The sequence below is a fragment of the Ensifer sp. R1-3 genome, from assembly GCF_056739175.1.
The window spans coordinates 1,226,163-1,252,261 of sequence record NZ_CP096515.1; the positions used below are offsets into that span (position 1 = coordinate 1,226,163).

The following is a 26,099-nucleotide window of genomic DNA, read 5'->3' on the forward strand; positions in this document are numbered from 1 at the left end:
AAAAGTGCGCAGCGATTTTTCCGGGATTGCCACGACGGCAGAAGCAATTCCTGCCTGTCTGCCGTTTACGTCAGCGCCGGGGCCCGCGCGCAACGCGCTCGATCTCTTCGCGCACCAGTCTTTCGACCAATGTCGGCAAGTTGTCGTCCAGCCATTCCTGCAACATCGGACGCAGCATCGCCTCGGCGATCTCGTCGAACGAACGCCGGGGTCCGTTCTCGACGGCATGTGCCAACTCGTCGAAGGCGCGCGCGACCTGCCGGCTGACAGCCGGGGAAACGATCGTTCCAGGCGTGCTTTCCGGCGCCGTCGCCTCGTCCGAGTCCGTCGCATGCGCGGCCGCCGACACATCCCCGGCCACGGGAGCCGACTCGGCGTTCGCGGCCGCACTCGCCGGAATGGCCGACGAGGGGAAAGCAGCGATGCGGGACATCATCGCCGGGCTATCCGCTGGCGACCGCGCCTCCTCGGCTCCTGCTTGATCCCTCGGAACCGTATGCACCGCCTGCCGCTCCGAAGCTGCCCTCACCCTTGCCGCGACATCGGCAAGCGAAAGCGGCGCAGACGGCGATACCGGCGCGTTGGTACGGGTGTCGACTGCGGATGGTGACGTCCTGACCGAGGAAAACTGGTCCTCGACGGATCCGAACGCATCCGCTTCGATCTCCGAATCTATCGACAGTTCGATATCGTCGCCGGCGTCGTCCTCGAACGTCTGCCGCGCGGAGGTTCCGGCCGGACCAGGCTCGTTACTCTCTATGATCTTGCGAATGGATGCCAGAATCTCATCCATCGAAGGTTCACGTGCGACGTTGAGCTGCGCCATTTCAATCCCCGTTTGCTGCGGACGAACACGGAAAAAAGCCCTCCGTGTGCCGATTCGAACAAACCTTAAGTGAGTTCGCCGACGAAACAAACGCCGCGAATCAGCTCGGTAAATTCTTGCACAGATTTGTTTTTTTCGGCAGGGGCAACGGCACTTGCGCTCTAACACAAAACGCCGCGGCCCTCAGGGCACGCGGCGTTCTGTGTCGAATTGGCTGAGGGCCGCTTAGCGCCCGTCGACGGTGCGCAGGCCGAACCACTTGTCCTTAACGGCCTCGTAATGTTCCTCGGCCCGATACTCGGCCACCTGCAGGCCCTGGCTCCTGACGGTCAGGTGGCCCATTGCGGCGAGCAAGGCGTAGCTTGCAACCACGGCGTCGCGCTGCGCTCCGGCCAACGACTCCTGCGCGTCCAGAACGTCCTGCTGCGAAATGAGAACGTCGAGGGTGGTGCGCTGACCGACCTTGCGTTCTTCCACAACGCCTTCGAGCGCCAGATTGGCGGCGGCGATCTGCGACCGGCTGGCCTTGATTCTGGCGAGTGCGGATTCGAGCTGCGCGTGGGCCGAGACGACCGTCTGCTGCACCGAGGCCCGCGCCGAGTCGACGAGGATTCGCTGCTGCCCCAGGATTTCCTTCGCCTGACGAATCTGTCCGTATTCGGCACCGCCCTGATAGATCGGAACTTCGAGGCGAGCCGTGACGCTCGCGGTGGTATCGTCGAGGCCTTGACCGGCATTACCGGTGTTGCGGGTCACGGCGCCCTGGAGAACGACGCCCGGCAGCATCGTGCCTTCCGCCGATTTCACCTGGTAACCGGCCGAATCGACGGCATATTGCGCCGCCAGGATTTGCGGGTTCTCCCGCAGCCCCGTCGCAACGGCCTGATCGAGGGACCTCGGCATGGCCTTCGTGGCCGGTCCGGGCTGTCTGATGCCGGTCGGCGCTGCGCCGACGATCTGCACATAGACCGCTTCGCTCTGCTTCAGCTGCGCGATTGCCGCGACGAGCAGCGACTGTGCGTTGGCGAGTTCGGCTTCCGCCTGGCTCACATCCGTCCGCGTGCCTTCGCCCACTTCGAGGCGGGCCTGTGCGGCGCTCAACTGTTCCCGAAGGAAGGCGAGGTTCTGCCGGCGAATGGAAACGACCTGCTGATCGCGGGCTATGTTCGCATAGGATTGCGCGGCCGAAAGAAGGATCTGAATCTCATTGGCCTTCAGCGTCTCGCGGCTCGAAAACACGTCCGCTTGGGCCGCCCTGACATTGTTCAATGTCTGAAATCCATCGAAGATCGTCTGCGTGATGGAGATGCCGACCTGTCCTGCGTGAAGGTCCTGCGCACGGCTCTTTTCCTGGTCCAGCCGCGTTAGCGTTCCAGTCGCCGACGCGGAAATCTGCGGCCGGTAGCCGGCCTTCGCAATCGGCACCCCTTCGTCGGTCGCGCGCAGGCCGGCGCGAGCGGCGTTGAGATCCGGGTTGTTCGCATAGGCCTTGGCCATCGCCCCGAAAATCGTCTCCGCGAGAACGGCGTGGGGCGCGAGCAGCACACTGGTCGAGACAGCCGCCCACAAGGCTGCTTTGCGGACAATCGACACCATCTTCCCTCCGATCAATCGGGGCAGCGTCGCCACCCCGCATTTTTCAGCAGACCGTTTGGCGGCCTGCACAAACACTGCAGTGAAGCCCAGCGCCACCCATGGCGGGCAAATCACCGCTTCCAGGCTCTTTTGAACTCCGGATTCGGTTCTACGACAACTGCGCACCGACCCTCTACACGGCCATTTCAAAAAGAAACAAATAATACGTTGCCGATTGGCAACATTGCAGTTTTAGCTTCAGCACTCATATGTTGAGCTACCTCAATAAGAGGCACATCAAAAAACAAAAGAACGGTCGCGGCGGAAGCCGGGAAGCGGCTTCACGGCGGTGTTGAAGTCAGCTCGCTCGGACGTCATGCCCGATTCGCGCACGTAAAGTTTCGCACGAGATGCGTTACCAAAACCTTCCACGGCCACGAGCCGGCCGCCGTCGCGAAGCTGCTCGAACAGCTCGGCAGGGAGCATCTCGACGGCACCGTCGATGAAGATGACGTCATAGGGCGCTTCCGCCGCATATCCCTTGGTCAGATCGCCGCTCACCACGGCGACGTTGTCGTAACCGAGGCGTGTCAGCGTTGCCGTGGCCGTGGCGGCCAGGGCTTCGTCGCTCTCCAGCGCCACGACGGAACCGGCGAGAAGCGAAAGCAGGGCCGAGGCGTAACCTGTCCCGCAGCCGATCTCGAGGACCAGATCCGATTTGGAGATCTCCGCGAGCTGGAGGAGCTTTGCCAACGGCGACGGCTCCATCAGGTAACGCGGCTGGGAACCGCCGACGAGCTCGATATCGGTGTCGATATAGGCCAGCTCCCGCATCTTGGCAGGCACGAACTCCTCACGCGGGACCGACAGGAAAGCAGACAGGACTGAATGGGAGGTCACATCCGTGGTCCGGATCTGATTGTCCACCATCTTGATGCGGGCTGCTTCGAAGTTCATGATATTGCCTCGTGTCGGAATGGGCGCGGCGCCGGAAAGACCGTGCGATCTTGCGTCCGGCGGCGGCCAGCCTGTTGCCTGAAGCGCAACGCACCGATCGTATGCATGCGACGCGCCCTAGGTTGTTGTCTCTGTGCATGTCGTTGGCCCAAAACCGCTCCGCGCTTTCGGACGCATGCATAAAGCTCATAGATCGCCGCACGGCCGGTTTCAAGCGACTGCGCATCTGTGCACGCAAAAAGGCACCGCCAGCCCACATCGGGACCGGCGGTCGGGACATGAGGAAACCTGCCGAGACGCGGGATGCGGTGGGGGAACCGCACTCCCTTCTCCTCATCCCGCTCTCTAAGGCCTGTTGAGATCATAGGCGAAGGTCAAACCACTTGTCGTCTCCCCGCATGCGGGCTTACGGCATGCACATATCTCTTGCGCGCCGGTGCGGCGGATACTGCTCATGAAAGGGATCCCTCGGGAACCCAACCGCCTCAACCCCGCTCCGTCGGGGTTGCCCCTCAACCGGCTGCCGCCACCTTCTCCCCGCAGGCGGGGAGAAGGGATATGCCGCGCCCGCTCGCTCCCTCGGGCGGGCGGTGAATGCGGGGTTCAGTTGGCGCCGCTTGTCCCTTCTCCCCGCCTGCGGGGAGAAGGTGCCGGCAGGCGGATGAGGGGCGGGTGACCGCTAATGCCAATGTTAGCGCATACGGGTTTGATCCCAAGGACCCATCCGCAAGCCTCGCCACTGCTGGAAATACAGATGCCGCCACTCCGGAGTGCCGTGGCATCGTTTTGGACATGCGAAGGTCTAGCCGTTTATCGTGCTCGTCACAGGGATGAGGAGAGCAAACAAGCCGCTGCGGTTTGCCCGAATCTCAACAGGCCTTAGCGGGCGGGTGCGGCCTCAAGGCCGACGAGTGCGATCTTGCCGTAGCCGGCATTCTGAATGAGGTTCATGACCGTCATCAGTTCGCCGTAGTCGACCAGCCGATCGGCGCGCAGGAGCACGCGTGTTTCCGTGTTGCCGCCGGTTATCCGGTTGAGTTCGGCAACGAAAGCTTCGCGAGGCGCCTCTTCATTGCCGATGGCAAGCGTGAGGTCGGCCTTCAACGTCACGAAGACCGGCTTGTCGTCGCGCGGCGTCGGCTTTGCCACGGATTGCGGCAGATCGACCTTCATGTCGACCGTCGCGAGCGGCGCAGCCACCATGAAGATGATGAGCAGCACGAGCATGACGTCGATGAAGGGGGTGACGTTGATCTCGCTGTTCTCGTCGAGATCGCCGCTGCTCTCGGAAATTCTTCCAGCCATTTTCGCTTATCCGATTCTGGCGATCGAGTCGGGGGCGTGGGCGAAGCCGTCCTGGCGGCGCGGCGGCGCTCTGCGGGCGTGGCGATGATCGAGATCGCGGCTTACCAGTCTTTCGACGGCTGCCGCCGCATCTGCCAGGATGAGTCTGTAGCCCCCGACGGAGCGGGCAAAATAGTTATAGATCACCACCGCCGGTATTGCCGCGACGAGGCCGATCGCAGTCGCCAGCAGCGCCTCGGCGATGCCCGGCGCGACGATGGCGAGATTGGTCGTCTGCGCCTTGCTGATGCCGATGAAGGAATTCATGATTCCCCAGACGGTGCCGAAGAGGCCGACGAATGGACCGACGGACCCGATCGACGCCAGGATTCCCGTACCGGCGCTCATCCTCTTGCCGGCGCGAACCTCGATACGCGTGAGGAGAGAAGAGACGCGTTCCTTGACACCGGCTGCCGGCGCAAGGTCCAGAACGGCTTCCGAGCGTGTCATTTCGTCGATCGCTGCGGCGACCATCTCCCCAGCCACGCCGGCGCGGCGCTCGAGCTTTGGCTGCACCTCGGCGAGACCATTCGCGGAAACGAGCGCAGCCACGGCGCGCTTGAGGCGCGATTTGGCATATATGAGTTCCAGCGTCTTCACGAGGAAGATCGCCCAGGTGGCGACGGAGGCGAGCGCCAGAGCGACCATCACCGCCTTTACGACGATATCGGCAGCGAGGAACATACCGACCGGCGAAAGATCATGCGGAAGCACGGGGTTGACTTCCGTCGCGTCGCCCGCTGCTGCCTCGAGCGGCGCCGGTTGCGCGCCCGGGTCATCGGCGCCGGGAACATCTGTCGCCGGCGGCTGCGCATCGACCGAGACGGACGAGGGCTGTTGTACGGTCTGCGCGAGGCCGTTCGCGACCGGGCCGGCAAGGAAAACAGCCAGCGTTGCCGCCAGCAACACGTTCAATTTCGGCCGGATCCGATCAGACATCTCGTTCCTCTTTTCCCGCATTCGCCCGAGCGTCACGGGCCTGCAATCGATTTCAACCATCAGGTGGGCGCGGGATGCAAACCGCGGCCGCTTGCGCCTCCCTTGTCGGTGAAGCGCCTTCGCAACGCTCTTTACGACAAACAATGGCGGGATGACAAGATTGTGGAGTACAATAATCAAGAATATGCGGCAGATGGGGCGATGAGGAATGCGCGGGCCGTCAGGGCGGTGAACCTTGCGAAATAAAACTGCCCGTCCGCCAGTCGTAGCGGCGATGACGCTGCCAGGGGCGCTCAGTGGAGGAGAACGACGAGACGACGCGTATGCGAGGCGGCGCGCCCGGTTGTTCCTGCTCGGCATGGATCTCGACCGCCCCCGTCCGGCGCAGCGTCTCGGTGCTTATGACCAGCGATCCGCCGGGCGGGCAGCCTGCAGACGGGCGGCGGCTGGCGACGACGACCAGATCGACGCGACCGCACAGGAAGGAGAGCGATTCGGCCTTTTCGATAACAGCCACTGTCCATCCCTCTCGGCTGCGCCCGGCGCACCCTGTTCCCTTTCTGCAGGCGAAGACGCCGGCTCGAGCCGAGGTCAGGAAAGCTGATGTCCCGGCGGCGGTGTCCGGTTCCGCTGCAAGGTCGACCGGTGCCTTATGTGCTGCGATCGCAAGCGCGCGCTGCCATTGCGAGAAGATGAACTCCGGCGGACGGCTCCGATTGGTCGCGATTGCATCCGCGGCGACCAGACCGACCAGTTGAGCATCCTCCGATATGGCGATCGATGGGCGCTCCTTCCGCGGCTCGAGCACGATCGCGGATGCACCCAGAGCGATCAGCCCCGCACCGACGAGCGCCAGCCGCGTTCTCAGCACGCAGAGCAGGATGCCGCCGAAGGCAATAAGGAAGAACTGCACGTCGCCCATGCGACCGGTCGTCCACTCGCCGTCGAGGGATGCGACATATCTCGCGACCGCCAGCATCCAGTCCAGCCCCTGCCCCATGACCACGAGGGGGTAATATTCGAGCCCGAAGGGCATAAGCAGCATCGCGAACAGCGCGAACGGCATGATGAGCACGCTGATCAGAGGCGTCGTGAGAACGTTTGCGGCCAGCCCGTAACCGGGGAGCCGGTTGAAATGGGCAGCCGCGTAAACCGCCGTCGCCAACCCGCCGATGACGGAGGTGGCGACAGTACCGATGGCGAGGCCGGACACGACCCCCGCGCCCCCCCGGTTCCTCGGGGTTTCGCGATCCTTTCTCCTGTGGTCGCGCCAGCGGGAATAGCCCGCAACGAGGGCCAGCGTCGCCGCAAAGGACATTTGGAACCCTGGTCCGGCTGCCGCCGATGGCGTCCAGGCGAGGATGACGAGTGCGGCAAGCGCCACGTTGCGCAGGCTGATCGAAACGCGGTCGACGAACAATGCGACGAGCATGATCGAGATCATGATCCAGGATCTGAGCGCCGAGACCGCGCCGCCGGAAATCAGGATATAGAAGAAGACCATGAGAAGAGCGCCGACGGCGGCGATCTTCTTGACGGAATATCTTTCGGCCAAGCCGGGAACGAAGCTCAGCAGGGTCCGGGCGCCGATGAGAAACGTGCCCGCCGCCAGCACCATGTTAAGGCCCGAGATCGCCAGGACGTGCGACAGGCCGGCGGCGCGCAGCATCTCGACGGCCTCGCGGCTGATCGCGCGCTCCTCGCCGGTCACCAGCGCCGCAGCGATTGCACCGGTATCGCCGCCGATCGCTGTCCGGATTCGGTTGCCGATCGCCTCGCGGACCAGTGCCAGATATGCGGCCGCCTTCGCCGGCAGCGAGGCCTGGGACCGATCCGTGACAGCGCCGGCATCCACCGGCGCTCGCGGCGCGCCATAGAAATACCCGACCGCGCCTACGCCTTTGAAGTAGGCGCCGAACGCGAAGTCATTGAGACCCGGCAGAGCCGGCCCGGAGGGCGGCGACAAACGCGCCTTGCCTTCGATCGTCGCCCCGACCGGAAACGCCTCGTGACGGCTCCGCGCCAGGAGCGTCGCCCTTTCCGGAGCCCTGCGAAGACGCGGGCCGGAGGTTTCCTGGATGCGAACGAGATAGCGCCAGCGCCCCCTGTCGTCCGGATCCCGCGACAGCACGGTTCCGCGAACGGTCGTCGTAACGGGAGTATCGAGAATGACCGTGTCGCGCCTTGCTGTTTCGGCCGCGGCGAGCAGCATGCCGGCCGTAAAGAGAGCAGGCGCGATCAACAGCGGCCGCCAGTTTCGCAGGTCTCCCCGGCAAAGCACCGCAGATATGCCGAAAACGCAAAGCAGCGCTGCAAGTTTGGCAGTTCCGACGGTTTCGGGCAGCGCGAGCCATGCAAGCGAGCCGAGCGCAAGCACGACCGGGATCAGGACGAAGCCGTGGCCGTATTCCTGCTCTTCTGCAACTGCAGCGCCTATCCGGAGGGAAACCGCCGTGGCCGCCGAGCGTATCCGATGGCGAATGTGTGTCGCATGCCGGCCGGCAGGCGCCCGGCGGCCGGAGCCGATGACGGGCAAATCGCCAGTGAGAACCTGCGTCGCCTCGCTCTCGGGCCACGCGCTGCGTTCCCCATCGCGCACGACCGCTTGTGCCCCGCTCTCCCCCATTCCGCTCCGCCCGCGCCTGTTTTCGCGATCCTGCAGCCAACCATGCAATCTTGCAACTCGAAGGCTGATGCTCAAAAAAGAGGCAGACTAGATAGAATGGTACCGCATTATCAGCTTAGCGATCATTGATCTCTTCGAACGAATTGCCGTAACATGCGTTTGTTGCGTTGCCATATGCGTTTTCGCATCGCACAAGTTTGCCTTTGGTACTGCTTGGCAGTCGAAAATAAATCATATAGCAAATTCGCAACGCTCAAATTCGCGGCACAGAGCTATGCCACGATGTCACAAAAACGGAGGGTCCCATGTCAGAGAAAAGCGCGACAGTAACATTCGGCGGAAAATCCGCGGACCTGCCGGTGCGATCGGGATCAATCGGTCCGGACGTCGTGGACATCGGCTCGCTCTACAAGCAGACGACGATGTTCACCTACGATCCGGGCTTTACCTCCACGGCATCGTGTGAATCGAAGATCACCTATATCGATGGCGACGAGGGCGTCCTGCTTCACCGCGGATTTCCGATCGAGCAGCTTGCTGAGCACGGCGATTTTCTCGAAGTCTGCTACCTGCTTCTCTACGGCGAACTGCCGACAAAGGCTCAGAAGGCCGATTTCGATTATCGCGTCACGCATCACACCATGGTCCACGAGCAGATGTCGCGGTTTTTCACCGGCTTCCGCCGCGATGCCCATCCGATGGCCGTCATGTGCGGCTGCGTCGGTGCCCTTTCCGCCTTCTACCACGACTCGACCGACATCACCGATCCGCATCAGCGGATGGTCGCATCGTTGCGCATGATCGCCAAGATGCCGACGATCGCCGCGATGGCCTACAAGTACCATATCGGCCAGCCCTTCGTTTACCCGAAGAACGATCTCGACTACGCCTCGAACTTCCTGCGCATGTGTTTCGCCGTGCCTTGCGAGGAATATGTCGTCAATCCGGTCCTGGCGCGCGCCATGGACCGGATCTTCATCCTCCACGCCGACCATGAGCAGAACGCATCGACCTCGACCGTTCGCCTCGCCGGCTCGTCGGGTGCCAATCCCTTCGCCTGTATCGCTGCCGGTATCGCCTGCCTTTGGGGGCCCGCCCATGGCGGCGCCAACGAGGCGGCGCTCAACATGCTCGCCGAAATCGGCACGGTCGACCGCATTCCGGAATATATCGCCAAGGCCAAGGACAAGAACGATCCGTTCCGTCTGATGGGCTTCGGCCACCGGGTCTACAAGAACTACGATCCGCGCGCGAAGATCATGCAGAAGACCACGCATGAGGTTCTCGCCGAACTCGGCCACAAGGACGACCCGCTCCTGGAAGTCGCGATGGAGCTCGAACGCATCGCCCTGACGGACGAGTACTTCATCGAGAAGAAGCTCTACCCGAACATCGACTTCTACTCCGGCATCACCCTGAAGGCCCTGGGCTTCCCCACCACGATGTTCACGGTGCTCTTCGCCCTTGCCCGCACCGTCGGCTGGATCGCCCAGTGGAACGAGATGATCGAAGATCCGGAACAGCGCATCGGCCGTCCGCGCCAGCTCTATGTCGGCGCACCGCTGCGCGACTATGTGCCGATCTCAAAGCGGTAAACGCGGGACGACCTCGAAAGCCTACACCACCAACCGTCATCCTCGGGTCAGGCCCGAGGATGACGGTTGGTGGGTTTGCGCGTAATGACTGCGGCGAGGTTCTTGCACGAACCGCAGATCGGCCTTGCGAAGGCTGAGGCCGTCTTTAAGGGGCATAGTAACGTCCCTCTCCAGTCACCCTCGACTCCTCCGCCGTCATCCTCGGGCTTGACCCGAGGATCCAATCACGAGCGTCGTTGGTATCGGGAATGGAAGATCGAGCTCATCGAGAAGATGAACCCCGATTGGCGCGACTTGTATTTCCAGCTTTGGTGAGCTTGCATATGGATTCTCGGGTCAAGCCCGAGGATGACAGGTGGTTGGGTTTGTAAAGACTATGGCGAGGTGCTTGCACGGAACCGGCTGATCGGTCTTGCGAAGGCTGAGGCCGTCTTTAAGGGGCTAGTAACGTCCCATCCCAGTCACTCTCGACTCCCCCCGTCATCCTCGGGCTTGACCCGAGGATCCAATCACGAGCATCGTCCGGATATGGCGGGCTATGTCTATATCGTCACGAACCACAAGCGCGGAACGCTCTATATCGGCGTTACGTCCGATCTCGAGCGCCGCATCTTCGAACACCGAGAAGGCTCGACGCCGGGCTTTGCGTCGAAATACGGGTGCAATCGACTGGTGTGGTATGAGGAGCACCTGCAGATCGGTACGGCCATTCAGCGCGAGAAATCGCTGAAGCGCTGGTATCGCGAATGGAAGATCGAGCTCATCGAGAAAATGAACCCCGACTGGCGCGACTTGTATTTCCAGCTTTGGTGAGCTCGCATATGGATCCTCGGGTCAAGCCCGAGGATGACATGCGGTAGGGTTCGTAAAAACTAGGGCGAGGTTCTTGCACGAACAGGCAGATCGGCTTTGCGAAGGCTGAGGTTAAGGGTCACAGCAACGTCCCTTCCCAGTCCCCTCGACTCCTCCCCGGTCATCCTCGGGCTTGACCCGAGGAAGCACTCGCCTCTCCTCATCCGGCCCGAAGGCAAGCGAGGACGATATCCGCCGCCTTTTCGCCGGGCGGCCGATCCGTTTCCATTCGCTGTTGAACGAGGGCGAAGCCGTCGAGCATCGCACGACGTTGCGCCGTATCGCTCGAAAGCCGTTCGAACCAGCGCGTCAGAACGGCCGGCCGGATCGACTTGTTGAAATATTCGGGCACGACCGGAAAATCCGCGATGAGGTTCGGAAGCGCCGCGGTCCATATCCGAATGCGGGAATGCAGGAGGCTGACGATCCAGTCGGCAGAGTAGGTGGACACGACCGGAACTCCAGCGAGCGCCAGTTCGAGGATCACCGTACCCGAGGCGGCAATGGCCGCGTCGGCTTGGGCAAAAGCCTCCCATTTCCCGTCCGCCGTTACGCTTATCTCGGGCTGGATCCTCCAGGATGCCGTCAACGCCCTCACACGCTCTTCCTGGCGCGGCACGGTCGGCAAGAGGAAACGAATGCCTTCGTGCCGCTCCGCGAGTTCTTCGGCTGCTTCGCGGAAGATCGGAAGCAGGCGGCTGACCTCGCTCCCGCGCGATCCGGGCAGCAGGAGACAGGCCTTCGGCTCGCGCCGATCCTGCATCTGCTGTCTAAGCCGCTGGCGCTCCCGGACAGCGAGGACATTGCCGTCCGATGCGAGCCGATGCCCGACATAGGTCGTCGGCGGACCGCCGAGCTTCGCCATCGCTTCCTGCTCGAAGGGCAGAACCGCGAGCACGTGATCCACATAAGCACGCATGCGCGGCGCCCGCTCCGGCTTCCACGCCCAGACGCTCGGGCAGACGTAGTCGATCACGGGCAAGTCCGGCAATGCGGCGCGGACGCGTTGCGCCACGCGGTGGGTGAAGTCCGGGCTGTCGATGATCAACAAAGCATCCGGACGCGCAGCGGCGATCGCGCGGGCGGTCTGCCCAATCCGCAACAGAAGCTTCGGCAGGTTCGCCAGAACCTGCGAGAAACCCATGATCGACAGTTCGGAATAGTCGAAAAGCGACCGGAGCCCTTCGGCTTCCAGCCCCTCGCCACCAACGCCCACGAGTTCGAGCGGACCGCCCAGACGGTCACGCAGCGCCCGTACCAGGTCGGCCCCGAGCAGGTCTCCGGAAACTTCTCCGGCGATAACCGCCAGCCTGTAGGCCCTGCCCGTCATCTCCGGTCCCTGCGGCCGTCGCGCTCGATACCGAGAATGAACAGCCCGCTCCTGTCGGCCTCCTGCACGAGACGCGCGCGCTCGAGAACCAGCGCGCGTCCCGCCTCGACGGCAATGCCCGCGAGGCCGGCTGCATGCGCTCCTGCGACCGTCGACGGACCGATCGAGGGCAGGTCCGCCCGTTCGTCCTGTTGCGGCTTGCAGAGCTTGACGAGAACGCCGCGACGACGGATTGAAATCCGCCCGTCTTTCCTGAGGTCGGCCACTCTCGCCAACATGGCGTCCGTCCCTTCCGCCCCCTCCAGCGCCACCACCCTGCCGCCGACTGCAACGGCGCCCTGGCCCACATCCAGCGCCCCCAGCGCGTTGGCTGCGGCGATGCCGGCTTCGATGTCCCGCCGGTCTTCGTCCGTCGGGGCATGGGCGCCGAGCGGACCGGTATCGGCAAGAAGCCCCGGAACGACCTCGTGCGCGCCGATCACATGGGCGCCACTTGCCTCGATCAATTCGATCACCATGCGCAGCACGGCGTCGTCCCCGCCGGATATCAAGGTGCGGAAAACCCGCGGCACCTTGGCCAGCGTCTTCAGCGTAGGACGGATATCGCGCCACTCCGGCCGTCGCTGCACCGCACCGGAAAGGACGACCCGGTCGATTCCCTCGGTCTCGAAAGTGCGGCTGATCGCGGCAAAGTCTCCGATTGCGCAAACGGCATGGTCGAAGCCGGTCCAATCGGTATCGGCCTCACGCGAAAGCGCGATGATGAACGGGTCTTCACCCTGAAGGCGTGCGGCCTCGGCCACGTGATGGGGAAGCGTTCCGGCGCCGGCGATGATGGCAAGCCTGCCTTTTGACTGCGGCAGGCGATGAATCGCCACCGCCATCAGCCCTTGGCGCCGCGATTCGGCGACGACAGCGCGCGGTCGCTCTCCGCGGCGATGAAATCCAGGATCTCGATTGCCGGCGCGCAATCGAGATATTCGTTGCGGATAGCGGCTGCGTTCGCGCGGATCGAGCCGTCTCCTTCGAATATCTGCTTATAGCACCGCCGAACGCGATGAATCGCGGGACGATCGATCCCCGCACGGGTCATCCCGACCACGTTGAGTCCGCTCAACACGCCGGGGTTGCCGTTGAGCATTCCATAGGGAATGACGTCATAGCTCACCGCCGACAGGCCCCCGATGAAGGCCTGACGCCCGATGCGGGTAAACTGGTGAACCGCGGAGCCGCCCCCGAGTATGGCTCGATCCTCGACGGTCACGTGCCCCGCAAGCATGACATTGTTGGAAAGGATGATGTTGTTGCCGAGGCGGCAGTCATGCGCCACGTGCGAATAGGCCAGGAACAGGTTGTTGTTGCCGATAATGGTTGCGCCGCCATGCTCCACCGTACCCGTATTCATGGTCACGCCTTCGCGGATGGTACAGTTTTCGCCAATCACCAGTTTCGTATTCAAGGCGCTGTGGTGCACGCTCTGCGAATCGCCGCCGATGACGGCACCCGGAAAGATCTTCGTGCCCTTGCCGACGCTCGTATGGCCGATGACCGCGACGTGACTCAGAATTTCGACGTCATCCGCAAGAACGACATTCGGCCCGATGTGGCAGAACGGGCCGATCTTCACGTTTTCGCCGATTACCGCACCGTTCTCGATGGCCGAGGACGGGTGGATCTTCGCACTTGATGCTATCATTCTCAGGCGTCTTCCTTGCTGACAATCATCGCGCCGATATCAGCTTCCGCGACGAGTTGCCCGTCAACTTTTGCATCGCAGTGAAATTTCCAGATATTGCCGCGCTGCTTCTGCTTCACGACATGGAACTCCACCCGGTCGCCCGGCACGACGGGTTTGCGGAACCGGGCATTGTCGATCGTCATGAAATAGACGAGATTGCTTCCGATTCCCGTCTTGCGCGCACAGATCGCGCCGGCCGTCTGCGCCATGCCTTCGATCAGAAGAACGCCCGGCATGATCGGCTTCTCGGGAAAATGCCCGGTGAAATGCGGCTCGTTGGCCGTCACGTTCTTGATTCCGATGGCCGAATTGTCGTCATCGATCTCGATGATGCGGTCCACCAGCAGGAAGGGGTAACGATGGGGAAGAAGCCTCAGGATTTCCTGTATGTCCGCCGTGCCGAGGACCGTTGCAGCCTCATTCATCCTTGCCACCCTTCTTCTTCTGCCTCTCGCTCGACCTGAGGGCCATTTCGGCGACATCGCGCAGGAAATCCCGCATCGGTCGCGCCGGAATCCCGCCATAGCGCTCGCCGGCCGGCACATCGCTCGCCACGCCGCTCATCGCGGCGATCTGCGCTCCGTCTCCAATGGTGATATGCCCGTTGACCCCGACGCCTCCGCCGATCATGACGCCGTCGCCGATCTGCGTGCTGCCGGCGATACCGACCTGGCTGACGATGCCGCAGTAGCGGCCGATGCCGACGTTATGGCCGATCTGCACGAGATTGTCGATTTTCGTCCCCTCGCCGATCACGGTGTCATCCATTGTGCCGCGGTCGATCGTCGTGTTCGCACCGATCTCGACGTGATCCTGGATGATCACCCGCCCGACCTGGACGATCTTGATCATTCCGCCCTTCGGGCCCGGTGCGTAGCCGAATCCGTCCTGGCCGATGCGTGCGCCCGGATGAATGATGACGTTGTTGCCGATCAACGCACAAAGGATGCTTGCACCGGCGGAAATGGTGCAATCCCGGCCGATCCGCACGCCCTGTCCGATCATTGCTCCCGCTGCGATGCGCGTTCCGCTTCCAATCTCGGCGCCGGCTCCAATCACAGCCATCGGCTCGACCTCGACGCCCGCCTCCAGGCGCGCCGTCGGATCGACGAAGGCTCCCGGCGCTACGCCCCTCTCGCTCGTATTATACGAGGGCCGCATGGCCCTTTCGTGAAGCAGGGTGCCGGCAAGCGCGAAGGCAGTGTGCGGCTTCGATGTCAGCAGCACGGGAATAGTGTCGGGGACGATCGACGAAATTGCTTTGTCGCAGATGATCGCGGCGGCGCGACAGGTCTGCAACTCTTCGCGATTCTTGCGCGACAGCATGTAGCAGATGTCGCCCGGCTTGGCGCGATAAACAGGCGCGACCGCACGCACGGTGCGGTCGGCGGCGCTTGTATCCAGCAACTCCGCCCCAATCTGATTCGCGAGGTCGCCCAGACGAATCCCCTGATGGGGCGGAAAAAACCAATTCTGTTCCATGGACACTCCAGAACGATTCTCTGGCAGTTCTGGACTGCTCTTTATCAGAACGACGAGTTGATACCGAACTTGAAGTTCTGGACCTCGTCGAAGTCTTCCTTCGCAACCGGCACGGCGTAGTCCACACGCAGCGGACCGAAAGGCGAAGCCCAGATCAAGCTGACGCCGACCGAGGCGCGCAGCGAGGCATCGTCCCCGCGTACCGATTCACCAGGACCGATCTCGACGTCGTTGCCGTAGAGCGTGCCCGCGTCGACGAAGAGCGCGCCGCGGAAACCGCTGTCACGCGGAAGACCCGGCAGCGGGAACGTCGCTTCCGCAGACGCCGTGAAATAGGTCGTACCGCCCAGTGCGTCGCCGTTGTTCATGCGCGGGCCGAGACCGTTGCGCTCGAAGCCACGGATGTCGTTGCTGTTCAGCTGGAACTGGTCGAAGACTTCCAGCGAACCGGACGTCTCGAACAGATGACCGGCGCTACCGGAAAGCGAACCGATGATGTCGGCCTCGTCATGCAGCGTGTAGTACCACTTGGCTTTACCCGTCAGCTTGTAGAAGTCCGACGTGCCGCCAAGGCCGGCAAACTCCTGCGTCACCGAAGCGAGGATGCCCTCATGCGGCAGTTGAGCATCATCCAGCGTGTTGTAGGTGATGGACTGCGAGATGGACGAGCGCGTCCAGGGGCTGCCGTCGATTACACGGTCATAGGGGGACGAGAGTTCGTCCCGGTCGCCGAAATATTCTAGCTCCGTGTAGTTGTAGCGTAGCGTGGTCGACAGGTTTTCGGTGATCGGCGCGGTCACGCGCAGGCTGAAGCCCTGATCGTTGTAGCTGTAGTTGTCGTCGTCGAAGTCGTTTTCGTTCTTGAAGAGGTCGAAGCCCGCAGCGAGACGATAGCCGAGGAAATAGGGCTCAGTGAACGAAACATTGTAGGTCTGGCTGTCCTCGCCCTTGCCGGCGGCAAGACGAATATACTGGCCGCGGCCCAGGAAGTTCTTTTCTTCGATCGAAGCTTCGACGAGGAAGCCGCCGCCGTCGCCGGCGGAATAGCCGGCGCCGATGCCGAACGAACCGGTCGACTGATCCTGTACGTCGACGACGATGACTACACGGTCAGCCGCGCTGCCCGGCTGCGTCGAGATGTTGACCGACGAGAAATAGCCGAGCGCCTCCAGGCGGCGCTTGGCGCGAGCAACCATTTCCTGGTTGAAGGCATCGCCTTCGCCGACATCGAACTCGCGACGGATAACGTAGTCACGCGTCCGGGTGTTACCGCGAATCTCGATGCGCTCGACATAGGCGCGCTCGCCCTGGTCCACGAGATAGTCGACGGCGATCGTGTGGTTGGCGAGATCGCGGTTGCCGCGCGGCGTGACGCGCGCAAAGGGATAACCCTCCGACGCGACGCGCTTCGAAATCTCGCTCATAGTGCTCTGAATGTCCTTGGCCTTGTACACCGTGCCTTCGCGGCTCTGAACGAGACCCCTCAGTTCCTCGGCGTCGATGCCTTCGACCGTCGACTCGATATTGACCGGACCGAAGTCGTATCGAGGACCTTCCTCGATGGTGATCGTCACCGTGTATTCGTTGGTCGCCTCATTGAGCGCCGCTTCGGACGAGACCACCTGAAAATCGGCATAGCCGCGGTTGTAATAAAACTGCCGCAGCAATTCCTCGTCGGCCCGCAACTTATCCGGATTGTAGACGTCCTTGCGCGTGAGGAACGAGAAGATGCCCGATTCCTTGGTCGCAATCACCGACTGCAGACGGCCGTCGCTATAGGCCTCGTTGCCTACGAAGTTGATCTGCGTGATCTTCGTGCGCTCGCCTTCATTGATGACGAAGGCCAGGTTGACACGGCCTTCGGCAATCGGAACGACCTGGGTCGTCACGGTCACGTCGCTGCGGCCGATGGCGGCATAGGCGTCCCTGATGGCCTGAATGTCGGTTTCGACGGTCGCCTCGCTATAGGGACCGAGCGGTTGGGTGCGAACGACACCCTGGAGCTTGTCATCCTTGATCTTGCGGTTGCCGTTGAAGACCACCTGGTTGACGAGCTGATTCTCGCTGACGGAAACGACAAGCGATCCGCCGGAAACCGTGATGCTGACATCGGAGAAATAGCCGGTGGCATAGAGCCGCTTCACGGATGCGTCGATATCGGCATTGCTGAAGCTCTTGCCGGGAACGATCGTGATATTGGCGCGAACGGTTTCCGCGCTGACGCGCGTTGCCCCACGCACTTCAACCCGATTGATGACCGCGGCTTGCGCGACTGAGGTACCAGCAACAAGTCCTACCCCGGTACCCGTGGCGACCATGCTTGCTGACAGAGCAAACGCCGACACCGCGTTCAAAAACCTTGAACCAGCTTTCATGTCAAAATCTTACCTTTTCCCAACGTCCCGCGGCAGTTTCGTGCCGACTCCGGTCACGGTTGCCGTTTTAACCGCTTTTCCCATACAAGCAAGTCAGCTCGTTAATTTCTGTTTACTTCAATTCCAACCGTGGCTTAACAGCCACTACGGCCTCTTATTATCGTAAACAAACCGTTATCGAGCAGCCGGCGAAACTCACTCGCTCCCCGAATCCTTAACGATGTCCGCTCCCGCCCAAGACTCCGCCCCTATCCGAAGAGCCAGTTGATATCGTTCCAGGCCGCAAAAACCGTCAGCATGAGCACCATGGCAAAGCCTATGCGGAATGCGAGATCCTGTGCGGCAGGACCGACGGGCCTGCCGCGCAACGCTTCGACCGCATAGAACATCAGATGGCCGCCATCAAGCACCGGCACGGGCATTAGGTTGAGCAATCCAATGGAAACCGAAAGCACGGCCGCGAAATTCAGCACCTCGGCAATGCCGAGTTTCGCCATCTGACCGGACATCTGGGCGATACGGATCGGCCCGCCGACCTGATCGGCGCTCATCCGGCCGACAAAGAGATTCGAAAGATAGTCGAGCGTGCCCGTTACGATCCGCCAGCTCTGCAGTGCCCCTTGCCCCACCGCTTCGAGAGGTCCGTAGGTCTCGACCCGGAAATTGCCGGCCTCCTGGTTCGTTCCGATGCCGATCTTGCCCTCTTCCATCTTGTTGCCGAGCGGGTCGACGGATTCGGTACGTTGGGGCACCATCGGCAGGTCGATCGCAGCGCCCTCGCGCTCGATCCGAACGGTGATCGGCAGCTCGGGACGGACGCTAACATAGCGGCGCACGTCGTCGAAGGTGGCGATCGGCTTTCCGTCGATCGAAAGCAGCCGGTCTCCCGGCAGAACACCCGCCTTTTCCGCGGCACTGTCCGGCGCCACGAAAGCGACGACGGGATCGGCGACGGCACGGCCGTAAATGGAAAACAGGACTGCGAAGATCGCAATCGCCAGAAGAAAATTCGCGATGGGACCGGCCGCGACCGTCGCCGCGCGTTTCCATAGCTTTGCGCCCAGGAATGTACGGCCCCGTTCTTCCGGCGCGATCGTCTCCAGCCGCCGGTAGTCGGGCGTGCTCGCCGCATCCTCGTCGCCGAAGAACTTCACGTAGCCGCCAAGCGGGACCGCGCAGAATTTCCAGCGGGTGCCGTGGCGATCGGTCCAGCCGAAGAGCTCGGGTCCGAAGCCGACGGAAAAGGCCAGGATGCGGATGCCCGACCAGCGCCCCACCAGGTAGTGTCCCATCTCGTGAACGAAGACCAGCAACGTCAGGAGGAACAGGAAGGTGGGGATCGTGTACTGGAGATTGTCAAGCAGTAGGCTCATAGTCATTCCTAACGCGTCCGCTGCCACGTCCGCCAGTTCAAATTGCAAGGTCGGGGCCGTGCCGCCATGGTTCGCACCGCCGCATGATAGTCCCGCTTCGAGCCCGATATAAGGTCTAGGACCTGTGGACACTTATGGATAGGGATTTGACGGCCCATATTGCGAGGGACTTTCGTGGAAAATCCGGCGCCGCAGGCCGTCCGCCTGCAAGCCGGATTTTTCGCGACAAGGCACCGCAATATGGGCTGCCCGAAGGGTTTTGCACAAATCGCCCACTGCCGGCGGCTTTTCCCTTGCAAAGGGGGCAACCCTTTGCTGCGGAAAAATCCTTGGCATTGACCGATTTGTGCAAAATCAAACCCCTATCCATAAGTGTCCACAGGTCCTACACCGGCAGTCTTCAAAGACCCAGCAGAATCGCGCCGAAGGCGACTTCCCGGCCGCCCGCCAGCAGGAACTGCCCAAGCACCAGAGCCAGTGCGGCAATGCAGGCGAATATCAGCCCGTCCACCCGGTCCATGACGCCGCCGTGGCCCGGGACCAGTCTGCTCGAATCCTTGACGCCGAAGCGGCGCTTGACGAAGGACTCGAACAGATCGCCTATCTGGCTTGCGACGGACAGGACCAGCGCGATGACGGGGATGCGCAGGTCCTCGAGCGAAAAGTGAGCCATGAAAACGGCGACACCCGCAAGAACGCCGAAAGTCGCCCCGCCGATCGCGCCCGACCAGGTCTTGCCCGGCGAGATTGCCGGCGCCAGCTTCGGCCCGCCGATCGCCCGCCCCGTGAAGTAGGCGAAAATATCCGTTGCCCATACGACGGCGAACACGAACAGCATCGCCATCAGCCCGAGATAGTCCGCTCCGCGGATCGCCGCGAGGGAAATGCTCGTCAGGCCCGCATAGACGATCCCGCCCGGCAGCCACCAGCTGGTTCCCTTCATCAGTACCCAAAGCGCTACCGCGAGCACACAGAGGGCAAGTCCCGGCAGGCTGATATGCAGATAATCGAGGAGGACGAGACCGGCGATCACCACCTGCGCCAGCCAGCCGAGGGCATTGCCCTGAAAGTCCCGCTCGGGGAGCTTGGTGATGGTGGACCACTCGTAATAGACGAGCAGGCCGATCGCGACGGAGAGAAGCTGGAAGGCGAAGCCGCCGATCCAGGTTGCAGCAAGAACCACCGCAGCCAGAACCAACCCGGAGGCGATACGAAGTTTGAGTTCGGCCTGCATCAGGAGCCGACCGCCAGAGTCGGTTGGGTCAGTCCGCCGAATCGGCGCTCGCGGCAGGCATATTGTTCGATCGCCGCGAAGAATGTCTCGCGCGTGAAATCCGGCCAGAGGTCCGAAATGAACAGCAATTCGGAGTAGGCCCCCTGCCAAAGGAGAAAGTTGGAGAGACGCTCCTCGCCGCTCGTCCGGATGATGAGATCGGGATCGGGAATGCCCGCCGTATCGATCGTCGAGGATATCCGTTCCGCGGTAATCTCTTCCGGCCGCAGACGACCGGCAGCCACGTCCCCCGCCAGGCGGCGCATGGCTCTCGCCAGCTCGTCTCTGGCGCCGTAATTGAACGCGATGACCACCGTGATGCCGGTGTTTGCGATCGTCGTCTCCTCCGCTTCGATGAGCAGAGGCAGGATATCGCCGCTCAGGTTCGAACGGTCGCCGATCACCCGGATGCGGACGTTCTCACGGTGGAGATCGGCGAGATCCCGTCGGATGAAAGCCTTGAGCAGGCCCATGAGGTCGCTGACCTCGTTTTCCGGCCGGTTCCAGTTCTCCGACGAGAATGCGAACAGCGTCAGGTAACGGATGCCGATCTCCGCCGCCGTCCTTACCGCCCCGCGGACCGCCTCGACGCCCTTGCGGTGGCCCATGGTACGGGGCAGTCCACGCGCATTCGCCCAACGACCGTTGCCGTCCATGATGATGGCGACGTGAGCCGGTACGTTTGCGGGATTGAATTCTTGCATGGGTTGTCCGAACAAAGAGACTCACCTATCCGCAGGTCAGACCTGCATGATTTCCTTTTCCTTCTCCGCGAGCAAGCGGTCGATTTCGGAAATTACGTCATCGGTCATTTTTTGGACCCGCTCGGACTGAGCACGGCTCTCGTCCTGGCCGATCTCGCCGTCCTTTTCGGCTTTTTTCAGGTCGTCCATACCGTCACGGCGAACGTGGCGGACGGCAACCTTGCTTTTTTCGGCATAGTCGTGCGCGACCTTGACCAGCGATTTGCGGCGCTCCTCGTTCAGTTCCGGCAGCGGAATGCGCAGGTTCTGCCCGTCGACGATCGGGTTGAGCCCCAGATTGGACTCCCGGATCGCCCGCTCCACGGCACCGACCATGGACTTGTCCCACACCGAAACCGAAAGCATCCGCGACTCCGGGACCGTGATGTTTGCCACCTGGTTCAGCGGCATGCGCGAACCGTAGGCTTCGACGGTCACCGGATCGAGTACGTTCGCCGAAGCGCGACCGGTCCGCAGCGACGCGATGTCGTGCTTGAAAGCAGCGATCGCCCCGTCCATCCGACGCTTGAGTTCCTTCAGATCCACACCTTCACTCATGGTTCAAGACTCCCGTTCCTATCAGCGGCCCTTGCGGGCCCCAGCAGCTTGTCAATTATCGGTCACGATGGTGGCACGGCCGCCACCCGTCAATATCTCCGTGAAGCCGCCCTTCTCGTGGATGGAGAAGACGACGATCGGAATGGCATTCTCCCGCGCAAGCGCCACGGCGGCAACATCCATGACCGCGAGGCCCTTTTCGAGAATCTCGCTATGGGTCAGGCGGTCGAAACGGGTGGCCGAGGGGTCCTTCTTCGGATCCGCGGAATAGATCCCGTCGACCTGTGTTCCCTTGAAGATCGCCTCGGCGCCCATCTCCGCCGCACGAAGCGCCGCAGCCGAATCCGTCGTGAAGAACGGATTGCCCGTGCCGCCGGCGAAGATCACGACACGGCCGAGCGAAAGATGATAGAGCGTCGCGCGCTGCGAGAAACTCTCGCAGATTTCCGGCATGGCGATGGCCGACAGGACGACGGTGTCGATATCGAGCTTGCGCAGCGACGTCGCCAGCGCAAGCGCGTTGATGACCGTCGCCAGCATTCCCATGTGGTCGCCGGTTACGCGGTCGCCGCCCTTGGACGCGACAGCGACACCGCGGAAGATGTTGCCGCCGCCGACGACGACGCCGACTTCGACACCCATCGCTCTCGCTTCCGCGATATCGGAGGCAATTCGGTCGGCTACGGCAACATCGATGCCGAACCCTTGGCTTCCCATAAGCGCTTCACCGGAGGCCTTGAGAAGAACGCGCTTGTAGATTGGCTTGGCCGACATTGTCACTCCTGAAATAGATCGGCGCGCGTGTGCAGGCATCTGGCGCACACCGGCGTAAAGGCAAAATCCGCTGCGTGGTATCAACCGCTCCGGCGGGTCCTACGCATCGACTGGAGCCGGATACACGAAGGGCACCGCGTTGTCACGCGATGCCCCCACGTTTTCCCATTCGGGGTGAAGAAATCAACCCTTCGCGGCGGCTGCCACTTCAGCCGCGAAGTCGCTCTCTTCCTTTTCGACGCCTTCGCCGAGCAGGAGACGAGCAATGCCGGCGACTTCGATCGGCGCGCCGACGGACTTTTCCGCTTCCTTGATCGCGGCTTCCACCGTCTGGTCAGGGTTCATGACGAAAGCCTGCGACAGAAGGGCGACTTCCTCGAAGAACTTGCGCATGCGGCCATCGACCATCTTCTCGATGATGTTGTCCGGCTTGCCGGAAGCGCGCGACTGCTCGATGAAAACGTTGCGCTCGCGCTCGGCGACCGCCGGGTCGATTTCGCTCGAACGGACGGCGAGCGGGTTGGTCGCGGCGACGTGCATGGCAACCTGCCGGCCGATCGCGTTCAGAGCTTCCTTGTCGCCGGTCGACTTCAACGCGACGAGCACGCCGAGCTTGCCGATACCTTCGCCTGCGGCATTGTGTACATAGGTCGCGACGACGCCGTCCTCGACCTCGAGCAGTGCCGAGCGGCGCAGCGTCATGTTCTCGCCGATCGTGGCAATGGCGTCCTTAATCGTGTCTTCAACGGACTTGCCTGTCGCCGGATAGGTCGCCTTGGAAACGGCTGCAACGCTGCCGTCGGTGCCAAGCGCGACGTTGGCGACGCCGCGGACGAGCTCCTGGAAGGCATCGTTGCGGGCAACGAAGTCGGTTTCCGAATTGATTTCGACGACGACGGCCTTGGTGCCGGAGCTGGCAATGCCGATGAGGCCTTCGGCAGCAGTGCGGCCGGACTTCTTGTCAGCCTTGGCGATGCCCTTGGCGCGCAGCCAGTCGATGGCGGCTTCCATGTCGCCATTGGTCTCGGCAAGCGCCTTCTTGCAGTCCATCATGCCTGCGCCGGTCTTTTCGCGCAGCTCCTTCACCATTGCGGCGGTAACAGTCATCTTTGTGCCTCTTGTCTGTTTGCTGGCGCGCCGACCGGGATTGGCGCAGTGCCAGAAGGGTTTGGCAGGAAATGGCCTTTCTGTGTGACATCGTGATGAAGCCACTTTAGCGATGTTCGCGGGCCCACCGCGCGCGATCGGCCGGGCCATTTCCGGCTGATAAAGAACAAGGCCGTTCAGATTCTACATCACAAACGGCCTCGTCCCGATATTTCATGCGTACGGCAGCGCTTCGTCTGCCGGTCGGGCCGATCAGGCTTCGGACGCTTCCTCGAGAGCCGGCTCGACCGGAACCTCTTCGGATGCGCCGAGATCGCGGCCAGAGGCGCCCTGCTGACGGGCAATACCGTCAATGGCGGCGCGGGCGATGAGATCGCAGTAAAGGGCGATAGCGCGCGATGCGTCGTCGTTGCCCGGGATCGCGTAATCGATCTGGTCCGGATCGCAATTGGAGTCGATGACGGCAACCACCGGAATGCCAAGACGCTTGGCTTCGTCGATGGCGATCGATTCCTTGTTGGTGTCGATGATGAACATCAGATCCGGGGTACCGCCCATATCGCGGATGCCGCCGAGTGCGCGGTTGAGCTTCTCGCGCTCGCGCTCGAGGTTCAGGCGCTCCTTCTTCGTGAAGCCGGAAGCTTCCGAAGTCAAGATCTCATCGAGCTTGCGCAGGCGCTGGATCGAGTTGGAGATCGTCTTCCAGTTCGTCATCATGCCGCCGAGCCAGCGGGCATTGACGTAGTACTGGGCGGAACGCTTCGCTGCGTCCGCGATGATCTCGGAAGCCTGGCGCTTGGTGCCGACGAAAAGCACGCGGCCGCCGCTGGCGACGGTGTCGCTGACGACCTGAAGGGCGCGCGACAGCATCGGAACGGTCTGGGCGAGATCGATGATGTGAACGTTGTTACGGTCGCCGAAGATGTACGGCTTCATCTTCGGGTTCCAGCGGTGTGTCTGGTGGCCGAAGTGCACGCCCGCCTCGAGAAGCTGGCGCATAGTGAAATCAGGCAATGCCATGCCTTTGTCTCCTTTTCCGGTTGAACCTCCGCAAGGCGTCGAGCGCACCGCAATGCGCCCACCGGCGGAACGATCCGGATTTCTCCCGGAAAATCCCATGCCTTACGTGTGGAATGGCCAGCCCCTTAGCGGCAACCGCCCGAGAAATCAAGCCTTGATGTCGTTTTGGAGTCGTTTGCCGGCGCTTACTTGCACTCTTCGGTGTTGAAGACCTCGAGCTTGGCGAGTTTTCCGCTCAGGACGAAGTCTCCGTAGTCCATGGTGAGATCCCGCGTCACGCCGTTCTCGTAGAGCTTGAACGCCATGCGATAGACGGGCAGCGCGTCGCCGTTCGCTTCGTCGTTGAAATAGGTGATCGTCACCGGCCAATAGTTCTCGCCAGCAAGCTTTCCGGCCTTGCCGACATCCGCGTCGTCAGGAGCGGGCTTGCGCGGCTTGCCCACGAAGGTCGAGGTGATCAGCGTCTTGTCGCCCGAATCGGAACCATCGAAGATACGCGCCTCGAAAAAGCTCTCTCCTTTTTTCGCACGTTCGATCACTTCGAGCATGTGCTCGGTCGGAAACCGGCTGGCCGCAAGCGCCACCTGGCGCTTGTCCGGAGCGGTCAGCTCGACCTTGACGCCCGATTTATCGTCATGCGCGCTTCCGCGCACCTCCTTGTCCAGCTTCTCGTCGGTGAAGGAGCGGGTGAGGAAACGAAAATTGCCGTTCTTCATGTCCTCATAGGTGGTGGTCTGCTGATCGGTGAGGCGAACCTCCTCGCCCGTATCGACCTGGGTGACGAAGCGGAAGCTGACGGTATAGCCTTCGCAGGAGGAGCCGTTGAACTCATAGACCATGCGGCCATACATGCCGGAGATGCCGGACCGCTCGGAGGCGTCCTTCAGCTCCAGATCGTAGACGGCGCGATGGGGAACGAGGGCACTCGCCTGTGCAGCGCCCGCCGTCATGACCACGACACAGACGCTTCCCAGAGTGACCAGACCGAAGCCTTTACGAAACATCCGTTTCCTCCTGTTGGACTCGCCGCCAATGCGATAAACAAGCTTTCGGCAGAAACAAGGCAGATCGGTTCTGGTCCACGCCTGTCACGATCTGCTTTGCATGCCGGATTTTAGCACAAAAGACAACAACGGAGCCTTTCCATGTCCGCAGAGATCGAAACCCGCCTCACCGAACTCGGCATCGTCCTTCCGCAGGCAGTTGCGCCTGTCGCGAACTACGTGCCTTACGTCGTCTCCGGGTCGATGCTCTACATTTCCGGACAGCTGCCGATGGAAAACGGCAAGGTCGCCGTCACCGGCCATGTCGGCAAGGATGTCGATGTCGCCGGCGCGCAAAGAGCCGCCGAACTCTGCGCGATCAACATCCTGGCACAGGCCAAGGCGGCTCTTGGCGATCTCGGCCGTATCCGCCGCCTCGTCAAGATCAACGGCTTCGTCGCTTCCACGCCGGACTTCGTCGAACAGCACCTGGTGATCAACGGTGCCTCCAACCTGCTTGCCAATGCGCTGGGCGAGGCCGGCAAGCACGCTCGTGCGGCTGTCGGCATGGCTTCCCTTCCCTTCAACGCGGCTGTCGAGATCGACGCCGTGATCGAAATCGCGTGATC

23 protein-coding genes and 1 pseudogene are annotated in these 26,099 nt (G+C 62.1%); 4 read left to right on the plus strand and 20 right to left on the minus strand.

From position 1 onward, the window contains the following. Positions 1–70: 70 nt before the first annotated feature. From M1D43_RS05880 to M1D43_RS05905, 6 genes are all read right to left on the minus strand, one after another. Positions 71–826: a PopZ family protein gene (locus tag M1D43_RS05880; RefSeq protein WP_153313540.1), complete on the minus strand. Its 756-nt coding sequence runs from the start codon at positions 824–826 to the stop codon at positions 71–73. A 225-nt stretch (positions 827–1,051) separates the two neighbouring features. Next, positions 1,052–2,422: an outer membrane channel protein TolC gene (gene tolC, locus M1D43_RS05885; protein WP_013844327.1), complete on the minus strand. Its 1,371-nt coding sequence runs from the start codon at positions 2,420–2,422 to the stop codon at positions 1,052–1,054. 276 nt (positions 2,423–2,698) lie between these two features. Next, positions 2,699–3,358: a protein-L-isoaspartate O-methyltransferase family protein gene (locus tag M1D43_RS05890; RefSeq protein ID WP_010969269.1), complete on the minus strand. Its 660-nt coding sequence runs from the start codon at positions 3,356–3,358 to the stop codon at positions 2,699–2,701. 879 nt (positions 3,359–4,237) lie between these two features. After that, a complete protein-coding gene (gene exbD, locus M1D43_RS05895; protein ID WP_010969268.1) occupies positions 4,238–4,663 on the minus strand; it encodes a TonB system transport protein ExbD in 426 nt (141 codons plus the stop codon). Positions 4,664–4,669: 6 nt separating this feature from the next. After that, positions 4,670–5,641 carry a tonB-system energizer ExbB gene (exbB, locus tag M1D43_RS05900; protein WP_153314649.1) on the minus strand — a complete coding sequence of 324 codons (972 nt, stop codon included), beginning with the start codon at positions 5,639–5,641 and terminating at the stop codon, positions 4,670–4,672. 220 nt (positions 5,642–5,861) lie between these two features. Then, a complete protein-coding gene (locus tag M1D43_RS05905) occupies positions 5,862–8,267 on the minus strand; it encodes a ComEC/Rec2 family competence protein (RefSeq protein WP_153314651.1) in 2,406 nt (801 codons plus the stop codon). Positions 8,268–8,572: 305 nt separating this feature from the next. Between M1D43_RS05905 and gltA the strand changes: the two genes are divergently transcribed. The 3 genes and pseudogenes from gltA to M1D43_RS05920 all read left to right on the plus strand — a co-directional run bounded on the left by gltA (position 8,573) and on the right by M1D43_RS05920 (position 10,675). Beyond that, on the plus strand, positions 8,573–9,862 hold the full coding sequence (gene gltA, locus M1D43_RS05910) for a citrate synthase (protein WP_003537363.1): 1,290 nt from the start codon (positions 8,573–8,575) through the stop codon (positions 9,860–9,862). Between the two features lie 231 nt (positions 9,863–10,093). Next, a pseudogene (locus M1D43_RS05915) lies at positions 10,094–10,177 on the plus strand (GIY-YIG nuclease family protein); the annotation flags it as partial. Between the two features lie 213 nt (positions 10,178–10,390). Continuing rightward, complete coding sequence (locus tag M1D43_RS05920) at positions 10,391–10,675, plus strand: GIY-YIG nuclease family protein (RefSeq protein ID WP_010969264.1); 285 nt, start codon at positions 10,391–10,393, stop codon at positions 10,673–10,675. 199 nt (positions 10,676–10,874) lie between these two features. Here the strand turns inward: M1D43_RS05920 and lpxB are convergent, their stop codons facing one another. The 14 genes from lpxB to M1D43_RS05990 all read right to left on the minus strand — a co-directional run bounded on the left by lpxB (position 10,875) and on the right by M1D43_RS05990 (position 25,491). Beyond that, positions 10,875–12,044 (minus strand): lipid-A-disaccharide synthase, encoded by a 1,170-nt coding sequence (gene lpxB, locus M1D43_RS05925; protein WP_003537362.1) that lies wholly within the window; start codon positions 12,042–12,044, stop codon positions 10,875–10,877. Continuing rightward, positions 12,041–12,928 carry an LpxI family protein gene (locus M1D43_RS05930; protein WP_027990051.1) on the minus strand — a complete coding sequence of 296 codons (888 nt, stop codon included), beginning with the start codon at positions 12,926–12,928 and terminating at the stop codon, positions 12,041–12,043. Before M1D43_RS05930 ends, lpxB begins: the two co-directional genes overlap by 4 nt. Further along, entirely contained in the window at positions 12,928–13,746 is an 819-nt protein-coding gene (gene lpxA, locus M1D43_RS05935) for an acyl-ACP--UDP-N-acetylglucosamine O-acyltransferase (protein WP_162098024.1), read from the minus strand. The genes M1D43_RS05930 and lpxA overlap by 1 nt, the downstream gene beginning before the upstream one ends. Then, entirely contained in the window at positions 13,743–14,207 is a 465-nt protein-coding gene (gene fabZ / locus M1D43_RS05940; RefSeq protein ID WP_010969260.1) for a 3-hydroxyacyl-ACP dehydratase FabZ, read from the minus strand. Before fabZ ends, lpxA begins: the two co-directional genes overlap by 4 nt. After that, positions 14,200–15,264, minus strand: a complete 1,065-nt coding sequence (gene lpxD, locus M1D43_RS05945; protein ID WP_498814147.1) for a UDP-3-O-(3-hydroxymyristoyl)glucosamine N-acyltransferase — start codon at positions 15,262–15,264, stop codon at positions 14,200–14,202. The genes fabZ and lpxD overlap by 8 nt, the downstream gene beginning before the upstream one ends. A gap of 44 nt (positions 15,265–15,308) precedes the next feature. Then, positions 15,309–17,639: an outer membrane protein assembly factor BamA gene (gene bamA / locus M1D43_RS05950; protein ID WP_153313791.1), complete on the minus strand. Its 2,331-nt coding sequence runs from the start codon at positions 17,637–17,639 to the stop codon at positions 15,309–15,311. A 248-nt stretch (positions 17,640–17,887) separates the two neighbouring features. Continuing rightward, on the minus strand, positions 17,888–19,012 hold the full coding sequence (gene rseP, locus M1D43_RS05955; protein WP_003534980.1) for an RIP metalloprotease RseP: 1,125 nt from the start codon (positions 19,010–19,012) through the stop codon (positions 17,888–17,890). Between the two features lie 400 nt (positions 19,013–19,412). Then, positions 19,413–20,246 carry a phosphatidate cytidylyltransferase gene (locus M1D43_RS05960; RefSeq protein ID WP_153312967.1) on the minus strand — a complete coding sequence of 278 codons (834 nt, stop codon included), beginning with the start codon at positions 20,244–20,246 and terminating at the stop codon, positions 19,413–19,415. Next, on the minus strand, positions 20,246–20,989 hold the full coding sequence (locus M1D43_RS05965; RefSeq protein ID WP_153312968.1) for an isoprenyl transferase: 744 nt from the start codon (positions 20,987–20,989) through the stop codon (positions 20,246–20,248). The genes M1D43_RS05960 and M1D43_RS05965 overlap by 1 nt, the downstream gene beginning before the upstream one ends. 36 nt (positions 20,990–21,025) lie before the next feature. Then, the gene (gene frr / locus M1D43_RS05970) at positions 21,026–21,586 is read right to left on the minus strand and encodes a ribosome recycling factor (RefSeq protein WP_003534987.1); all 561 of its coding nucleotides are present in this window, start codon (positions 21,584–21,586) and stop codon (positions 21,026–21,028) included. A gap of 51 nt (positions 21,587–21,637) precedes the next feature. Continuing rightward, positions 21,638–22,360 carry a UMP kinase gene (gene pyrH / locus M1D43_RS05975; protein ID WP_003534989.1) on the minus strand — a complete coding sequence of 241 codons (723 nt, stop codon included), beginning with the start codon at positions 22,358–22,360 and terminating at the stop codon, positions 21,638–21,640. A gap of 183 nt (positions 22,361–22,543) precedes the next feature. Continuing rightward, a complete protein-coding gene (tsf, locus tag M1D43_RS05980; RefSeq protein ID WP_003534991.1) occupies positions 22,544–23,467 on the minus strand; it encodes a translation elongation factor Ts in 924 nt (307 codons plus the stop codon). A 252-nt stretch (positions 23,468–23,719) separates the two neighbouring features. Next, positions 23,720–24,487 carry a 30S ribosomal protein S2 gene (gene rpsB, locus M1D43_RS05985; protein WP_153312969.1) on the minus strand — a complete coding sequence of 256 codons (768 nt, stop codon included), beginning with the start codon at positions 24,485–24,487 and terminating at the stop codon, positions 23,720–23,722. 185 nt (positions 24,488–24,672) lie between these two features. Beyond that, positions 24,673–25,491 (minus strand): cell envelope integrity EipB family protein, encoded by an 819-nt coding sequence (locus tag M1D43_RS05990; RefSeq protein ID WP_153312970.1) that lies wholly within the window; start codon positions 25,489–25,491, stop codon positions 24,673–24,675. A gap of 141 nt (positions 25,492–25,632) precedes the next feature. On the opposite strand from M1D43_RS05990, the gene M1D43_RS05995 reads away from it, so the two are divergent. Further along, positions 25,633–26,097: a RidA family protein gene (locus M1D43_RS05995; RefSeq protein ID WP_127710803.1), complete on the plus strand. Its 465-nt coding sequence runs from the start codon at positions 25,633–25,635 to the stop codon at positions 26,095–26,097. The last annotated feature ends 2 nt before the right edge of the window (positions 26,098–26,099 follow it).